The 15,936-nt window shown below is 61.3% G+C and carries 14 protein-coding genes; 5 read left to right on the forward strand and 9 right to left on the reverse strand.

Annotation, left to right across the window (positions count from 1 at the left end; translation table 11 throughout):
- Positions 1-603 precede the first annotated feature (603 nt).
- Complete coding sequence (locus tag G0A00_RS17420) at positions 604-1,251, reverse strand: HAD family phosphatase (protein ID WP_164182918.1); 648 nt, start codon at positions 1,249-1,251, stop codon at positions 604-606.
- Positions 1,252-1,588: 337 nt separating this feature from the next.
- On the opposite strand from G0A00_RS17420, the gene G0A00_RS17425 reads away from it, so the two are divergent.
- The 3 genes from G0A00_RS17425 to G0A00_RS17435 all read left to right on the forward strand — a co-directional run bounded on the left by G0A00_RS17425 (position 1,589) and on the right by G0A00_RS17435 (position 2,955).
- A complete protein-coding gene (locus tag G0A00_RS17425) occupies positions 1,589-2,002 on the forward strand; it encodes a RidA family protein (protein WP_203595419.1) in 414 nt (137 codons plus the stop codon).
- A gap of 127 nt (positions 2,003-2,129) precedes the next feature.
- Positions 2,130-2,399 (forward strand): hypothetical protein, encoded by a 270-nt coding sequence (locus tag G0A00_RS17430; protein ID WP_164182919.1) that lies wholly within the window; start codon positions 2,130-2,132, stop codon positions 2,397-2,399.
- A complete protein-coding gene (locus G0A00_RS17435) occupies positions 2,392-2,955 on the forward strand; it encodes a hypothetical protein (RefSeq protein WP_164182921.1) in 564 nt (187 codons plus the stop codon). Before G0A00_RS17430 ends, G0A00_RS17435 begins: the two co-directional genes overlap by 8 nt.
- 270 nt (positions 2,956-3,225) lie before the next feature.
- On the opposite strand, the gene G0A00_RS17440 is transcribed toward G0A00_RS17435, so the two are convergent.
- The 4 genes from G0A00_RS17440 to G0A00_RS17455 form a co-directional block, all read right to left on the reverse strand.
- Positions 3,226-7,704, reverse strand: coding sequence for an ExeM/NucH family extracellular endonuclease (locus tag G0A00_RS17440; protein WP_164182923.1), 4,479 nt, complete (start codon positions 7,702-7,704; stop codon positions 3,226-3,228).
- A 220-nt stretch (positions 7,705-7,924) separates the two neighbouring features.
- Entirely contained in the window at positions 7,925-8,380 is a 456-nt protein-coding gene (locus G0A00_RS17445; protein WP_164182925.1) for a CYTH domain-containing protein, read from the reverse strand.
- Between the two features lie 283 nt (positions 8,381-8,663).
- On the reverse strand, positions 8,664-9,911 hold the full coding sequence (locus G0A00_RS17450; protein WP_368667712.1) for a type II toxin-antitoxin system HipA family toxin: 1,248 nt from the start codon (positions 9,909-9,911) through the stop codon (positions 8,664-8,666).
- Complete coding sequence (locus tag G0A00_RS17455; protein WP_164182929.1) at positions 9,898-10,497, reverse strand: helix-turn-helix domain-containing protein; 600 nt, start codon at positions 10,495-10,497, stop codon at positions 9,898-9,900. Before G0A00_RS17455 ends, G0A00_RS17450 begins: the two co-directional genes overlap by 14 nt.
- Positions 10,498-11,242: 745 nt before the next feature.
- Here G0A00_RS17455 and G0A00_RS17460 point away from each other — a divergent pair.
- Positions 11,243-11,566: an H-NS family nucleoid-associated regulatory protein gene (locus G0A00_RS17460; protein WP_164182932.1), complete on the forward strand. Its 324-nt coding sequence runs from the start codon at positions 11,243-11,245 to the stop codon at positions 11,564-11,566.
- A 191-nt stretch (positions 11,567-11,757) separates the two neighbouring features.
- Here the strand turns inward: G0A00_RS17460 and G0A00_RS26890 are convergent, their stop codons facing one another.
- From G0A00_RS26890 to G0A00_RS17470, 3 genes are all read right to left on the reverse strand, one after another.
- Positions 11,758-11,973, reverse strand: a complete 216-nt coding sequence (locus G0A00_RS26890; protein WP_203595420.1) for a VOC family protein — start codon at positions 11,971-11,973, stop codon at positions 11,758-11,760.
- Positions 11,948-12,181: a VOC family protein gene (locus G0A00_RS26400; RefSeq protein ID WP_203595421.1), complete on the reverse strand. Its 234-nt coding sequence runs from the start codon at positions 12,179-12,181 to the stop codon at positions 11,948-11,950. Before G0A00_RS26400 ends, G0A00_RS26890 begins: the two co-directional genes overlap by 26 nt.
- Before the next feature lie 307 nt (positions 12,182-12,488).
- A complete protein-coding gene (locus G0A00_RS17470; RefSeq protein WP_164182933.1) occupies positions 12,489-12,971 on the reverse strand; it encodes a hypothetical protein in 483 nt (160 codons plus the stop codon).
- 397 nt (positions 12,972-13,368) lie between these two features.
- On the opposite strand from G0A00_RS17470, the gene G0A00_RS17475 reads away from it, so the two are divergent.
- Positions 13,369-13,701 (forward strand): hypothetical protein, encoded by a 333-nt coding sequence (locus G0A00_RS17475; RefSeq protein ID WP_164182935.1) that lies wholly within the window; start codon positions 13,369-13,371, stop codon positions 13,699-13,701.
- Positions 13,702-13,952: 251 nt separating this feature from the next.
- Here G0A00_RS17475 and G0A00_RS17480 read toward each other — a convergent pair whose 3' ends face one another.
- Positions 13,953-15,914, reverse strand: a complete 1,962-nt coding sequence (locus G0A00_RS17480) for a type IV secretory system conjugative DNA transfer family protein (protein WP_164182937.1) — start codon at positions 15,912-15,914, stop codon at positions 13,953-13,955.
- Positions 15,915-15,936: the final 22 nt, after the last annotated feature.

Genomic DNA, 15,936 nt, shown 5'->3' on the forward strand with positions numbered 1-15,936 from the left:
CCTCGCGATCAGCGACGCTCACGGCTTCCTACACCACGCCGCGGGGCACTATCAGTGCCTTAGGCCGCCCGAGGGTGTGTCTCCCGCGCATTGCAAGCTCTGGCCCGGAACCGGTCTGCGCCAGAAATCATTCGCGCGCCTTCGGAAGCAGGCGCGACGCGCCACTGGCGCAGCACGCATCTTCGCGGGGAGGCGGGTTTTCGCCTCGCATTTCCAGAACTTTCCCGGAATGGTTGTGCAAACAGCGCCGCACTCCTATCTTGTATCTTGAATGCAGAACATCCACTCACGGAGCATTCAGCGCGGGGCGCACTTTGCTATTTCTGGAGGCGCGCCCCGCGCGCAACGGCAAGGCCCGCAGCGTCAGTGCGACGCGTTCCCACCCCGTCAGAAAAGTCTACATGGGCACTGTCATCAAGCTCGCGAATTCGGCCGCCTTTTGCTTTTCGACACGACGCTCCGCTTGCCGAGTATGTCCGCCAGAACTGAGGCGGTCCGATCATCCTGGGACGTCATGAATACCTTGCCCCCTGCTGCCCCGGCTATGAGTGCGCGGCGCGCGGTCTCTCCGTGAACCAAACCCTTCAAAGGCAGAGCCGACCATCACATCCCGAGAACGGCTCGAGCATCGTCGAGCGAATGCACCTCGTGATGGGCGCGACTGTCTTTGCTTTGCGCCAAGTCGGGTATCTGAAACACCACTCCGACGCCGGCCTCCAGCGCCGCACGGACACCGAGATCGCTATCGTCAAACGCGGCACAAGCAGCTGGTGGCTGGCCGATCAGCTCCGCAGCCTTGAGATAAACGTCCGGAGCTGGCTTCCCGAGTTCCACCTGGTCGACACCTACGACCGCATCGACCCAATGCAACAAACTCGCGTGTTCGAGTTTCCACTCTGCTCGCGCGGTCATGCTATTGGTCGCAACAGCTCTAGGCAGGCCTAATCTGTCCAAAGCGTCAAAGAGCGCGGCTACGCCGGGCCGCAGAGGGACACCCGATTTCATGCGCCGGTCCATGGCTTCATCCCAAGCCTGATCGAGCGCCGAATGATCGATGGTTTCCCCAACTTCGTTGCTGATAATACGAGCCGCATCAAGTCGAGCGACGCCCACCAATTGTCTAAAAAACTCAAGAGGAAGGGAGTGGCCGAACTGGGCTACAATATCGGGGCCAACCTCCATCTGAAGACGTTCCGTGTCCAGGAGAAGCCCGTCCATGTCCAGAAGGACGCCGGTTATTGTGTAGCTCATAGGCAAATGGTCCCGCGCGACAGTCGTCACGTGTTAAATCGGTAAGAAATCCAAGGCTGCCGGCCCCAGGCGATGTTTCCGCACGCCATATACCGGCGAGCCTCAATGTGCGACCGCTTTGAATTCGGAGCTACCTCGCGGTGCGGCAGCGTCGGGGTCTGACCCATGCCAGGTTGGAGCGCCGTCTACGCCGCCATCCTCTTCGCGGCGATTTCTGGGCGCAGGTCCAGACGCCGCGCTGTGGGGCTCGGTTGCTGCCTGGATCGGCGAGAGATAGCGTTCGCAGACCAGCAAATGCCGCTCCAATGCATTTGCGTCCCAGTAGGAAGACAAGATCATGGCGCAAGAGGCCCTAGAGATACCGCAGGGTAATGAGATGTTCGAAGGCTATCGGGCGACCTTCGAGAAATACGGCTTCTCGCCAGCCGTCAAATCCAGAGGGTTTCTCTTCATTTCCGGACAGGTCGGCGCCCGTCCGGATGGCAGTGCCCCCGAAGACGTCGCCGGGCAGACTGAATGGGCGTTGAAGCGCATCGAAGAACTCCTGAGGATCGCCGGGCTCGATTTTGCCGATCTTGTCGATGTCACCAGTTACCACGTCGACATCGAAGCGACGCTTTCGGACTTCGTGGCGGTCAAGCAGCGCTTCATCAAGAGCCCGTTCCCGGCGTGGTCGATCATAGGGATATCGGGGTTGAGCCGGCCGGAGCTGAAGGACGAAATTCGCGCCGTCGCCGCCTTACGGGACTGATGCCGTCGGATGAACGTCCGAGGAATCCGCTGACCGAGGCGTGGCGGGGTAGACGACGAGGTGCAGTGGTGGACTCGCCCGTCAGTTATCTTGTCCATTGACAATTTAGTGGAGAGGAATATCTTCAGTGCCAAGAAAGAAGCACACGTCGAAGGAAATCGAGGCCGTCATCCAAGAGCTCGAAGCGCTGGGATGGGCTCTTGTCGAAGGCAAGGGGCACGCGTGGGGGATCCTCCGGTGCCCTGCGAACGATAAAGAATGCCGCTGCGGCGAGTTTTGCCAGATGTCTGTGTGGTCGACACCCAAGAACCCACAGCAGTTTGCGAAGAAGATCCGGCAGAAGGCTCTGGCCTGCGTGAGGCTTGAGAAGAAAGACGAAGGAAAGTCCGATGGCTGAAGAATTCGAATTCGAACTGGTCTTCGCGCTCCCGGAAGGTGCGCACGACGCATTTGCGCTTTCCGACGCCGTCTTCGAAGCGGGCTTTGAGGATGCTCTCGTGGGCACCGGTCATGCCGGTCTGCTGGGTGTAGAGCTGGAAGCCGAAGGGGACGATGCAGAGAGCGTGATCCTTGAGACCGCGCGGGCGCTGATCAAGGCGCTGCCGGCGGGCACGGTCCTGCGCGAGGTCCGCCCTGACCTGGTGAGTCTCGCAGATGTTGCCGAAAAGCTCGAAGTGAAGCGTCAGGCCCTTCAGCAGCGCCAGATGCCCCTCCCCGTCGCGGGCGGCCTGTACCGCATTGATGAGATGATCGAGGTGGTAATGGAGGCCTCCATGCCGAGAGAGGGCCAGCGCCGTCCTCGTTTTAACCTCGCTTCCGCTTCGAAGTGGTTTCGCGCGGGACCCGCTGCACGCCGCGTGAATGCTCAACTGACCATGCGTGAGATCGACCCCGCCACGATCGAGCGAACGCCCCGTTCCGATCACGAGGAACCTGCTGTCCTTCACCCTTGAAATGAACTGGCATCTGACAGTGCTGTATCTGCAAGATGCATCCGTTTCAGGCCTTTTCCCTGTCTGACGGGCACGACGGCTAAGGAAGCTCCAGGTTGATGGGCTCAGTGCCGCCATAGCGGCATCTGGCGCGAAGGCTTGCTCCACTCTCTTGGCCACACATCCGCTGGACGCAATACAGAAGAAAACCCGCGATATTGCGGTGAACCATCGACCAACACCGCGCCTGCCGCGAGCGCACGCACATCGCGCTCGCGACAGGCAGTGTCCTTAAGCCAGCAGCCCCGCGTCGCTGCCCAGCGACAGGCCGATCGTCAGCGGATCATGGTCGGACGAGCCGAAGGCATGCGGCGCGTAGAGATCATCCACCTGATCCTCCGGCAGGAAGTCGGTCGTGTAGTCCAACACCGCCGCCTCGAGCGAGTTGATGTGCCACTCCGCCGCTCCAGTGACCTGCGCGGCGAGCGAGCTGCTGGCCAGCGCATAATCGAGCGCGCCAAAGGTCTGCGCTTGCGGCGACGCGTCGAGATCGACGGGGAAACCATAGGAATACTCGAAGGCGTCGTCCTCGAGGAAGGCCGCGATCAGGTTCTGGTAGCCTTCGCTCTCGAGCAGCGCAATCGGGTCCTCCTTGGCGTAGGAGTTGAGATCGCCGATGATCAGCACGTCGCTGTCGCCCGAGCCCGTGGGGTCGGAGTCAAGCCAAGCGTCCAGCGCCGCGGCCGCCTGGGTGCGGGCCTCGTCGTTGTTGCCGGTGCCATCGCCGGTATCGGCATTATCCCCGAAGGGGCTGACCGAGCCCTTGGACTTGAAGTGGTTGACCGCGACGGTGAAGGTCTCGCCGCTGGCGATCTCCTCGAAGGTCGCGGCCAGCGGCACGCGACTGGTACCGGAGCCTTCGAACACCGGGTTGCCGGGATCGACCCCGAGCGCAGCAAGGTCGGCATCGGTCAGGATCTCGACCGTGGTGCCCGAGGCGAGCCGCACTGCGTTGGCGTCGTAGATCATGCCCACCATGATCGCGTCGCCGCCGACGTAGGGTACGCCGGGATCGACGTACTGGTAGTCGGCATCGGGCATCGCGATATTGAGCGCATCGACGATGTAGCCGATGGCGAACTGGCCGTCGCCGTTCTGATCACCGATCTCGTTCTCCAGTTCGAGCAGCCCGATGACATCGCTGTCGAGCGCGGTCAGCGCCGAGACCAGCTTGTCGAGCTGCCGCGCCATTTCCTCGGCATTGCTTGCGCCGCGCACCTCGGCCCCGTCTGGCCCAGCGGTCAGCCCCTCGTCTTCCAGCGAGGTGAAGAAGTTGAGCACGTTGAAGGAGGAAACGGTGATGCTGCCGCCCACGTCCGGAGCCTCGGTCTCGCGCGGAGTGGTGTCCTCGAACTCCGGCGTCTCGGTCGGGTTGAGGCGGTAGATCTCATCCCCGGAGCCGCCCGACCCACGCGAGTAGCGCAGCACGCCGGTCAGGCCCACGACCGTATCACCGGCGCCGAGCGCATCTTCCGCATCGAACTCCCCGGCGATCCGGCCGGTCTCGCCGTCGATCTCGAACGGGATCACCGAGGGGTTCTGCTCGGTCGATCCGTCGTCGATGATGAGCGTGTTCTTAACCTGCTCCTCGATGAAGGCGGAGAAGCCCGACGCATCGGGCGTGTTCGCCTGCGTGTAGGTCTCAACCAGCCCCTGCGCGTTCAGCCCCATGTCCCCGAAACGACCGAGCGTGTAGAGATCGGTGACGGTCATTTCCTGCGGCACGGTCACCAGCATGCCTTCATAGGCCTCGAGGTCGGCGATCAGCGCGCCGTCCGAGTTGGTGGTCACCCCGGCCACAGGGAAGCTGATCTCGGCGGCGGTCGGCAGCGTGATGCCGCTGCCCGTCACCTCAATCGAGCTGATTGCCGAAAGCTGCGTCTCGCCGAAGTATTCCGCCACAGTGCCGGTCACCCGAACCCGGTCGCCCACCTGGACGTCAAGCAAAGGCGCACTGCCCTCGTAGACGAAGATGCCCTCCGAGCTCAGCGCGGTGCCATCGGCATCGGCGTCTTGTTCCTGCAGGTAGAAGCCATCGAGATCGCCGTCGGTGCCGAACGCCCCGTTCTGGAAATCGCCGACCACGATGGCCTCGATGGTGACCACCTGTCCCTCGAGAGCCGAGGCCGCGCCCGTGCCCTGCACCTCCGAGATCAGCGTCGTCTCGGTCGGCACGGGCGTGCTGGCCGCCTCGCCCACCGCGAAGTCATCGATCTGCCAAAGCGAACTGTCGCCGGACCCGGTGCCCGAGGATTGGTAGCGGAAGGCGAAGTGGACGCTGCCTGCCGCAATGCCCGACAGGTCGATCTCGCCCGACGCGGTCTCGGCGAAGCTGCCAGCGGAGGCGGTGTAGGGAAGTTCGGTCCATGTCGCCGCCGCCGGATCGCCGCTGCCACTGTAGTCGGTGGAATAGAGGAAGGTGACCTCGGGATCGGCAATACCGCCGTCGTCGTAGTTCTTGGCGCTGGCAAAGCGCGCCACCGGGTTCTCGAGTGCCGAGATGTCGATCAGCGGCGAGATCAGCCAGTCATCGGCTGCGGCGGCGTCGCCATAGGCGTTGACCGCGGCAAAACCGTCGCCGCCGTAGCTCGAGTCATACCAGCTGTTGGCCGTGTCGGCATCGCGCGAAACCACCTGCCAGTCGGCCCCGGCGATCTCGGTCTCGAAATCGAAACTGTAAGGTGCCGCGATGCCGCCGCCCGTGCCGCTGCCGCCGTCGTTGGCCGCGCCGGGGGTCTCGGTGGCGGGGTCGGCCCAGCCATCGCCCGCCTCGTCTCGTTGCAGCGACAGCCCCGCAGCGGTCGAGGAGCCTTCGGCAACGCCGATATCCGTGGAGGTCAGCCCCGCTGCGGTTCCATCCGCGGCGGTAAAACTGCCCTCGTAGGACAGGAACTCGACCACCGCATCGCCGTTGACCAGCGCGATGCCATCCGGGCTACCGTTCTGCAGCCCGTTGCTTGGCAGCTCGAGCAGGTAGTAGTCGTAGCCACCCGAAGTGGAGGCCAGCAGACCGCTGAGCGAGAAGGCCCCGTAGCGAGCCCCGTTCGAGCCGTTGTAGAGCTCGACCGCGGCTGCGGAGACATCCGTGCCCTCGACCACGCGCAGTTCGACGAACTCGCCGGCATCGATGCCAGCGTTATCATAGTGAAACTCGTTGATTCGGCCGACGAAGGGCGGCGTGTAATCGTTGCTCAGCCCGCGCGTGTCGGCCTCGGTGACACTCCAGCCCTCGCCGTTCTCAGCACGTTCGAGGGCAGTGCCCACCGGCGAGTCCGCGACCTCGGAGACGCCGATGTCGGTTGACGTCATGCCCTCGGCCGGCCCATCGTTGGCGACAAAGCTGCCCTCGTAAGACAGGAACTCGATCACCGTATCGCCGTTGACCAGCGCGATGCCATCCGGGCTACCGTTCTGCAGTCCGTTGCTTGGCAGCTCGAGCAGGTAGTAGTCGTAGCCACCTGAGGTCGAGGCCGGGCTCCCGGGCAGGGCCAGCGTGTTGTAGACGCTGCCGTTCGAGCCGTTGTAGAGAACCACGCCGAGCACCGAGGCATCCTGCCCAGCTCCGACGCGGACCTCGACGAACTCGCCGGTATCGGTGCCAGCGTTGTCATAGTGCAACTCGTTGATCCGGGCCTCGATCTCGACCACGTCGGTCACCGTCACCGCGATATCTCGGCTGTCGCTGGCGCCCGCCCCGTCGCTCACGGTAACGGTGAGGTCATAGACATTGTCGCCATCCGCGTCTTGCGGCACCTCGAAATCTGGTGCCACCGCGAAGGCCAGCGCACCGGTCCCGGCGTCGATAGTGAAAAGCGCCGCGTCATCCCCAGAAAGGCTGAAGCCGAGCACATCTCCGTCGGCATCGCCCGCCGAGATGGCGGCGGGGACCAGAGTTGCGTTCTCGGCGACGCTGATGGCCGATGCCACGCTCAGCACCGGCGCATCGTTGCGGCCCTCTATCGTGATCGTGACCGTGGCGCTGACGGTACTGCCGGCGCTGTCGGTCACCACATAGCTGAAGCTGTCGCTGGCTTGCTGCCCTTCGGCCAGCACGTCGAAGAGTGTGCCCGGATCGTAGACAACGGCGCTGCCGTCGAAGCTGACCGTGGCCCCTGCGGCGCTGATGGCGTTGACCGAGGCGATGGTCAGCGTGTCGCCGTCGAAATCCCGGTCATTGGCGAGCAGCACCTCGAGGCTGATTGCCAACGGGTCGTTTTCGCCGGTCGCGAACATGTCGTCGCCGGCGAGCACCGCGTTGTTGCGCCCGTCGGTATAGTAGGTGAAATCGTCGAACCGGATCACCTCGATGGAAGCCAGATGCGCCGTCTGGCTGGCCGAAGTCAGCGTGAGCGTTTTGCGCCCGACCTCGGAAAAGACATACTCGTTGATCGAGCCTGCCAGCACCGCCGTGTCGAAGCCCAAGCCGCCATCGACACGATCCTCGCCGCCGCCAAGTTCGATGGTATCATCGCCGAGGCCGCCGAAGGCGCGCACGGGCCCGCTGCCCGCAATGATACGATCATCGCCCCAGCCGCCGAACACGATGCCACTACCGCCGACCGACACCGTGTCGTCGCCAAGGCCGCCATGGACGATGGCGAATGCGCTGTCGGTGTTGATCTGGTCATCGCCGAAAGCGCCGAAGATGACTTCGGTGCCGCGCTTGGAGGACTTCTCCTTCGACGCAGTCCAGAAAGTCTGATTGCTCACTGATCTTCCCCCAATCCGAGTTGACGAGTGTTCACCTTCCATAAGTATGTGACTGTTTTATATGTCCCGCGGCTTTTGGGCGTCCAACAACCTCGCATCCACCGGCAGTTTGTCGCACCACACACGCCCGAGCGGAATGATCGGCGATAGGGATCAGCCACGCTGCCGCAGGCGCAAGACCAAGCCGGCGCCGCTTGGCGTCCATTCAGGAGAAAACGGCTCAGTGCTTCTTGAAGAGGGTGGACTGTCGGTACTGGCGCTTGCCCGACACTTCTCGACCTAACCAGAGTGGCCTGGAGAACTCCGCATCTTCGCTCTCGAGTTCCACTTCGGCCAGAACCAAACCTGAATGAACACCGTGGAACTCGTCGACGGTCCAAACCAAACCGTCGTGAGGCACGAAATGCCGGGTTTTTCTCAAGATCGTGCCGTCGCAATGATCTTCCAGCAGAACCAAGCCATCACTTGCGGGGATCTCGTACTCGAATTCGTCCCGCGTAAACCCCTTCTTCGGCCCCTTCACACTGAGCGTGGCTTTGTCATCGCTGAAGCGCACGCGGATTTTTCGACCATCGCGGAAGGCCAATAGACCGTCCCGGATCTCGACTGTGTGGGTAACGGCGTCGCGCCATGTGTCCGCTATGAGAAGGAATTTCCGCTCAATTTCCTTGGCCATGCTCGCTCCGGGATCGAGGGACAACCGTTACCACCGGCGCCTTCGCGGGTCTCTTCTCATTCGAGCGTCATGCCGTAAAGCCCGCAACGCTCTCGGCCGCGCGACTTCGCAAAGCGCGATAGTGCCGTGGGAGAGAAGCTCGAGCCTATCTTTTTCGCCGTGCTTGCCTGGCGTAAACCAACGGCGCACATTCGTATCACGCGCACCAGCTGCCTCGGATGGCAGCCGGCCAATGTTTGAACTTTTGCGTCAGGGACTATCATGCTGCATGCTGCTTTGCCTCTCAGGTGAGCGCCTCGCATAAGATCGGCAAAGTCGTCAGGTGTTTGTCGATGGCCTCCACCACGTCACTCCCCATCGGAAGATGCGCCTTCTCAGTCGCCCATCGATCCATGAAGAGCTCGACAGTTTCGCGTGCGGTCTCGATGACCAGCTTTCTTGGCAGTGCAGCCTTGCTGGAAAGATGTAGAAGCTCGTCTTCCGTGAATCCATCAAACCGCCGCGTGCGGCTGAAATTCAGGGCCGATTGATCGCCCGGGAGATAGGGGATCGTCGACACGAAATCATAGGCAGGTGAAAGCTTTGCATTCCGCTGGTCAGGGTAGATGAGTGACCAGTTCTTCAGGTGCATGTCACCATTGCCAATGAGGGTATTGAAAGTCAGGCGGCGGATGAACTCGGCGATATCCGCGTGATCGGACTCGGCGGCAATGACCGCAGCAATGTTGCGGTTGCTCGCTTTCTTGTATTTGTTTTCGGCATAGACACCATAGACTTGAGCAAAGTCTTCGATATGGACGGACGTGCCATCTTCGCGGCGGTCAAAACGTTCAATAATAAAAGCTTTGTCGCCAAGGCGATCGATACCATCTGGCAAGTTTTTAATACCGCCGATATCCACCAGATCAATGGCTGGGACATTTATCCCGACCATACGGGCAAGCGACATCATGGAAAATTCGTTTTCGGGGACCCCACGGTACTCTTGAGACGGCAGCTTGATGATCCAACCTCCCCCGATGCCGCTCGCCGGGATGGTCAGTCCACCGGCGGCGTCGATGACGGCCGAAAACTTTAGTTGCACGCCAGCAAGCGAGAACCGGAGAGCATTTTCATGCGCGTTGTCACCATCACCCTCGGCGGCAGCATCAAGATCATCGATCAACGGCCATGGGTCATCATCGGACGCTTCGACGGTCACGGCGCCCGGCAGGTCTCGACCAAGAGCTTGGATCAGGAAGAACTCGCGCTTCTCGTTGATGCTGGCCCTTTCTGCGAGATAGTGTCGGAGATGCCCTTCAGGGAGGAGGTTCGAAAAGAAGGGCATAAGCTTCATCTTGACCGGCGAGAAATCGGTGATGAGCTCGCCATACTGGTCTTTAAAATGCAGGCCGAGCGTCGCCCGGTCCGGGTCGTTGATGTATCCGTCGGTAAAGGCAAAAATCGATCGCTCATCACCAAGATGGGTGAGCGTCCCGATTGGCTCGCCATAGAGCTTGACGGTCAAAACAGAAATATCAGGCATCGTCATCCTCCTCATCAAGCGAGTAGGCCGGACGAGATGGTGCGGTGCCGGTGTCGGGATCCTGCTCATGCATAGCCCTGTTGCGGATGGAGGTCATCAGCTTGATGCTCTCGTTCAGGGCTGTCAGTTCCTTCGTGGGCTTGCTGATTTGCTCGATCGTCTTTCGAAGCTGCTTGAGCGTTTCGGGATCGAGCGTGGGAACGCGGACGCTGCGCAGCTCAGAAAAGGTCTTCTGAAGCTGGTTGAGGCCTTCGAGCTTTGGCATGGTGACCTGGAGGCCACGCACGGTCTCGCCAATGCGTTGCATTTCCTTTTGTATCGCGAAGACGTTTTGGCGGTTTGCACCTATTGCGTCACGGCTGATGGAGCGGACGGCCGGCACGGCTTTGCGCGGGACAAGGGTGAGTTCCAGATCAAGGGCATGGGCAAGCGCGACCAAGCTTGAGAGGCGTAGGTCGACCGTGCCAGCCTCGATGCGAGAAATCTGTGCTTGGGGCACGCCAGCCAGATCGCTCAACTCGCGTTGGCTTAATCCCACGGCCTTGCGCGCAGCCTGCAACCGCCCTGCTATGTCTACAACGTCGTAGCTCATCTCAATGTTCTTCTCTGCATCAACTCTTGCCTATGATATCTTTACGTACATCATCACGCAAGGCGACCCGAAGTCCTGATGCACATTTCTACATCTCAGCTCGCGTTGATGCACTATTCGACATCACATTTTTGATGGAACTTCGCCGCGTACTCCCACAGCGTTGGGCAAAGCCCCTCGCCTAGAAACCTAAAGGGGCCTGCGTCCGCCGAAGGCCGGAGAACATTTTTTCTGGGGATGGGAGGCCGCCGCTTACGCCCCCCCTTGCCGGCCTCCGCGAAACCCAGAAACCCTCGATCTGCGCGACGTCGAACACGGTGTAGCCCTTCATGAAAAGGATAGCGCGCTCAGGCATAAGAGCTGAAGCTGCATCGACGCGGCACTGCGGCCAGGGACCGGCAGTTAAAGAGCCCGGTTCAAAATCGCATTTATCCTCCCCCGATTTTCGGCGCCCTTCTCTCTTCAGCAGGCGACCCACGAAATTCGTTTCTCTTTCAGTGCGCCAATATGTTGAGAAAAAGTCGCCCCCATCTTCTCTTTCTTTCAGCTGATCCCTTTGGCCTAGAACTTCTAAATGGCGCAGTTATTTTTTTCCCTGTTGGCGCCTTATTTTCACCCAAAAACCGCCGAGAACGGATGTCAGCGTCAAGCGCAATCCAGCTCTTGCGATCACAGTCACATTATCGCGACTTGCGGTCAGCTTTCATTCCGACGACATAGGGTCGATCCCAATTTGGAGAAACCAATGACCCCGCAACTCGATCTACTCTCAATGTCAAAAGAAGATCTGACGGCGCTGAGCAAGAAAGTTGACAAAGCTCTCGCCGACTATGACGTCCGCAAGAAAGCCGAGGCTCGGGCCGCCGCCGAGGCTCTTGCAAAGGAAGCCGGGTATTCCCTCTCGGAATTGATGGAGGCCGGCAGCACCAAAGGCTCGAAAGGCACGCCCAAGTACGCACACCCCGAGAACTCGGCCCAAACGTGGACTGGCCGAGGTCGAAAGCCGAAATGGGTTGAGGAACACCTTGCTGCTGGGGGTGATCTCGAAGCATTGGCAATCGCTAAGTAAGCATATCGATTTTGGAACTAACCCCGACCGAAAAGGCGGGGTTAGTTCTGGCGGGAGATGTATTGCTTCGGCTCAGCATCGGCCGAATGCGATCGCCCGGCCCGAGTTCGTTGGCGGGGACGTGAACTCGGAAATGTCGGCGCATTGAGGCGCGCCGCTGGATATGTCCCTCCGACCAGCGCCAGGCATCGCTACACGCCGAAGACGACGTGACCCTCTTCGTCGATCGGCCAGGCTGGATTCCACGCGATTTCCCAGATGTGGCCATCGGGGTCCGCGACGTAGCCTCGGACGCCCCCGTAGGGTGGCGCATCGGCCTCTCGGAGGACGGTCGCCCCCGCAGCCACGAGCGTTTTCATGACGCTCGCCACATCCCCTTCCTCAGGCACATTGTGGGCGAGCGACATGGCTCCCGCCGGGGGCAGATCGCTTGCCCTGGCATCCTCTTCGAGCGATGCCTTCAGCCATGTCCCGAATACGGACGCCGTTCATCTGGTAGAAGACGATCTCCGCGTTCTCGAATACCGGGGTCCAGCCGAAGCCGTCGCCATAGAACCTTTTGGATCTTTCGAGATCAGAAACTCCAAGGGTGATCACCGAGATCTGTTGCTGCATGTCCATGTCCTCTAAGCTCGCCTGCGCAACATGCGCAGGCGCTTGGACCATGGGACGCGGCAATCGGAGCGCCGATGCGCGAAAGGACCCGTTCGCGGGGGCCGGGCCAACCGCACCGACCTAACCTGTTTCTGGTATCGCCAAACTACTCACCGTGCCCCCGCTATGCAACCAAGCCGGATATCAGGGCCTGCACGACATAGATATGAACGGTTTGAGCCGGCCACTGGTCTTCGAGGCTTCATGGAGCTGCCGACCCTACACCCTCAAGATCTTGCGCCACCGCCTTTCAGCGCGCCAAAGCAGCTCACCCCGATCGCGAGAGCCGCTCTTTATATTCCGCAATCGTGTCGTCAGCCGACAAATCAGCCCGCCTTGCGAGTTCGATGGCAAGGTCGTGGTCGCTTACCTCCGCATAAGCTTCCACCTCGGCCGATGGGAGAGGACCCGCATCGTTGTCCATCAGTCCGGTTGCTTCACCCTCGCGGCGCGCGCACAGCGCGCTGAGTTGCATGTCATCCAATGACCGGAAACGACGGCGCTTGAGCTCACCGAGGTATGTCGTCTTCATGTCGTCTATGGTTTGCAACCAGTGGCCGTGCCGCCCAAGCTTCCATTCCCGCCAACCGACGTCGGGATCGTCAAAGATTTCACCGGCCGCGATCATCTGATAAAAGTCATGCAATCGCGTGGCATTTCGCTCGTATCGGTTCGAAACAAGCTCGTCGAGTTCGCGGCAGCGCCCTATTCGGCGTCTCAGTGCGGCGTCCGACAACATTCTCACGGTCATATCGTATCTCTTCTCCTACCCAATGACTTCGGCACCTCTGCGAGCGCCCGGATCAAGTCCTGTTCGTTTAGAGCAACCTAACTGCCTGCGAAATCAACTTTGGCGTGTGGTGCTGGCGAGCGCGACGCGCGCATGTGGGACGCAAACTCGGTGGCGTGCTGTGATCCCCCTCCCCCGCCGTGCAACGACATTTCTTCAGGCTGAAGGAGCGCAACATGGGCGCAGTCCTGACCCACTCAAGAACAGCCCTGCCGTCCGCCCCTCAGGTCGAAATAGATCAAATCTTCGGCAGGTTTCGGTGTAATCGCAGTGCTCAGACACCATATATATGACGCAACTTGGAGCTGGGGTCGTTGCCCTTGAGTTCTCCGACCCCGGGAAAGGGAAGGAGAAGATCATGTGGAAACGTCTGATAAGTCTCAGCCTGACATTTGGACTGGCCGCCGCCGGGCCGCCAGCTTCGGCGCAGATGGTCTGCGGACTCCACGAGACCATCACCGGAACGCTCGAAAGCACCTACGACGAAGCTCTTGTCGGGCGTGGACTTCAGTCTGCGACGCGGATGGTGGAAGTCTGGCGCGCGGCTGAGGAGGGAAACTGGACGATCCTTGCCGTGCATCCCGATGGGCTCGCCTGCGTCGTGGCCAGCGGGGAAGCCTGGGTTGACGTGCCGCCAAGGCCAGCAGGGGTAGCAGCGAGTGCCTACCCGATAACTGACAGCGAGGAGTGATCGCCAAATCTCATAGAGCCGATGCGGAAGGTGCTCGCAGGCGGCCATGAGCCCGGTCACCGGGTTCAGCCTTCATCGGCTGAGAAGCGGAGCTCGAGGGCTGGAGATCTCCAGCCTCGAACTCGCGGACCCGGTGACAAAATTCATGCCATCGCCGCAGCAGGTACAGTTTTTCAGGGCCAAAGATCGTTTTTCAGGTCCGGCGGTGGGCGGTGAGGACAGAAGGATCGGCCGACCGGGGAAAAGGCTTCCTAGACCTTCTCGCTCTCCTGCTTCTGCACGCCCCCATCGGCATCCTCAAACTTCGACAAATCCGTGGCCCCTGCCCGTTTGGGACGCCGCCGGGAGGCCACTCCGCTTTCCCCGCCCTTTTTCTGCTTGGCCTCCGCTCGCGCCCGCATCTCGGCAAACCGCGCGCCGTAGTGCTGGCAGGTCTCGACCGTCTCCTCCGCCTGCGTAATCTGCGCCAGGCTCGCGACCTTGCGCTTCGGCTTGGCGGTCAGCGGCGGATAGGGCAGCGCATGCCCATGTCGCGCCGCCTCAATCGGCCCGAAATGGTGGTCCTCGTAGGACGTGATCCGATGCGCCTTGATGGGATACTGACCCTCCGGCAGGATCAGCACCTCGTCGATCGGGAACTGCAGGAGCTTGCCCGGTGAGAGCAGCGCCCGCTCTTCGCTGCGGCGACTGATACTGGCGCTGTCGTCGAGCTCGCGAATACGGCTCTGGCTTTCGGTCTTCGACACCACGGTGTGTTTGCCCAGCATGTCCGACAGGACCGTCGCCGTGTGGTCCTCTTGGGGCGTCATGAATATTTTCACCCCGGCACCGGCCATGAGCGCGCGGCGCCCGGCCTCGCCATAGAGCGACGGGTTGTCAAGACCGGCGATCGACTGGGTGATGATGAAGAAGCGTCCCCCGAAGGAGCGGATGGTCTTGATGCTGTTTTCGACCAGCGGCTGGCGCCCGAGCTGGTCGAACTCGTCCATCAGGAACATGACCGTGTAGGGCTCGTCGGATCGCGGCTCGGCGCGCTGCAGCGACGCGATGCCCTCGGCGAAGAGTAGGCGCACGAGTGGCGCCAGTGTGGTCAGGTGCTCGGACTGCGTGGTGATGTAGAGCGTCTGCGCCTCGCGGCGGAAGCTGGTCAGATCAAAGTCGTTCTCCAGCGTCGCGCGGACCACCGAAGGATCATCCCAGAGCTGGAAGCCGGCACCATTGATCACCGAGCGGTAGCTGTCGGTGATCTTCTGGCTCATCCCCGCCATCTCGGAAAAGATCGTCGCGACGATGGGGATGTCGGTCATCTCGGCGTACTCGCGGTACGTCTCCTCGGTCTTGCCGCCGCCCCCGAAGACCTCCTTGGCAAAACCGAGGTTCGGCCTGCCCTGCTCGATGGCAAAGAGACAGGAGGCGACGAAGAGCCGCTTGCCGGCCTGGTAGAAGCCCTTGGCCGCATCTCCCTGCACAACCAGGAATTGGTCGGCCAGGATATTGAGCGCGGTATACTGCTGGTCCGGCGAAGACATGGCCGCGATCCGCGCCAGCGGGTTGAAGCGATGCGTCCTTGTCGAAGGCCCGTCTTCCGTCTCCACGTAATCGAAGGGTGAGAAATACCAGATGCGGTTCCCGAGCCCCTTCTGGCGATGGATCGCGGTTTTCTCGAAGTTCTCGCCCTTCACGTCGAGCACAATGGCACTGCCGCCATGATGCAGAAGGTTCGGCCTGACAAAACCCACACCTTTGCCGCGCCCCGACGGGGCCACCATGATGAAATGAGGAAACCGGTTTGGCGTGGCAGAGATGTAGAGCCCCTGCTTTTCCGGCCCCGTGGTCTTGCCGAAGACGAACCCCTCCTCGGAGATCGGTTTGACCATCTTGTTGCGCCGCATCTCCCGCCGCGACTGGAAATGCGCGTCATCATAGCTGGTGAGCCGGCCGCGGTAGACCCCGGCGACCCCCACGGTCACGAGACCAAGCGTCACCGATCCATTGATAAGACCCATCACCTGCAGCGCGTCCGGATTGGCCTGAAGCGCGGGCCAGCTCCAGCGCAGGAACCAGGGCTCAAGCGGATCGAGACTGTTTAAACTCTCGCGAAATACGAGCGCGCCGTAGATCGTCGCGAGCATGGAACCGATGTAGCCGCCGGCCAGCACCCCGCCCGTGACCGCGAGCGGGTAGCGCCACGCCGTATCTAGATTCTGGATCATCGTCAGGGATCCTCCCGTCTGC

Origin of the sequence: Salipiger sp. PrR002 (assembly GCF_010500775.1) — a bacterium.
Classification (GTDB): Bacteria; Pseudomonadota; Alphaproteobacteria; order Rhodobacterales; family Rhodobacteraceae; genus Salipiger.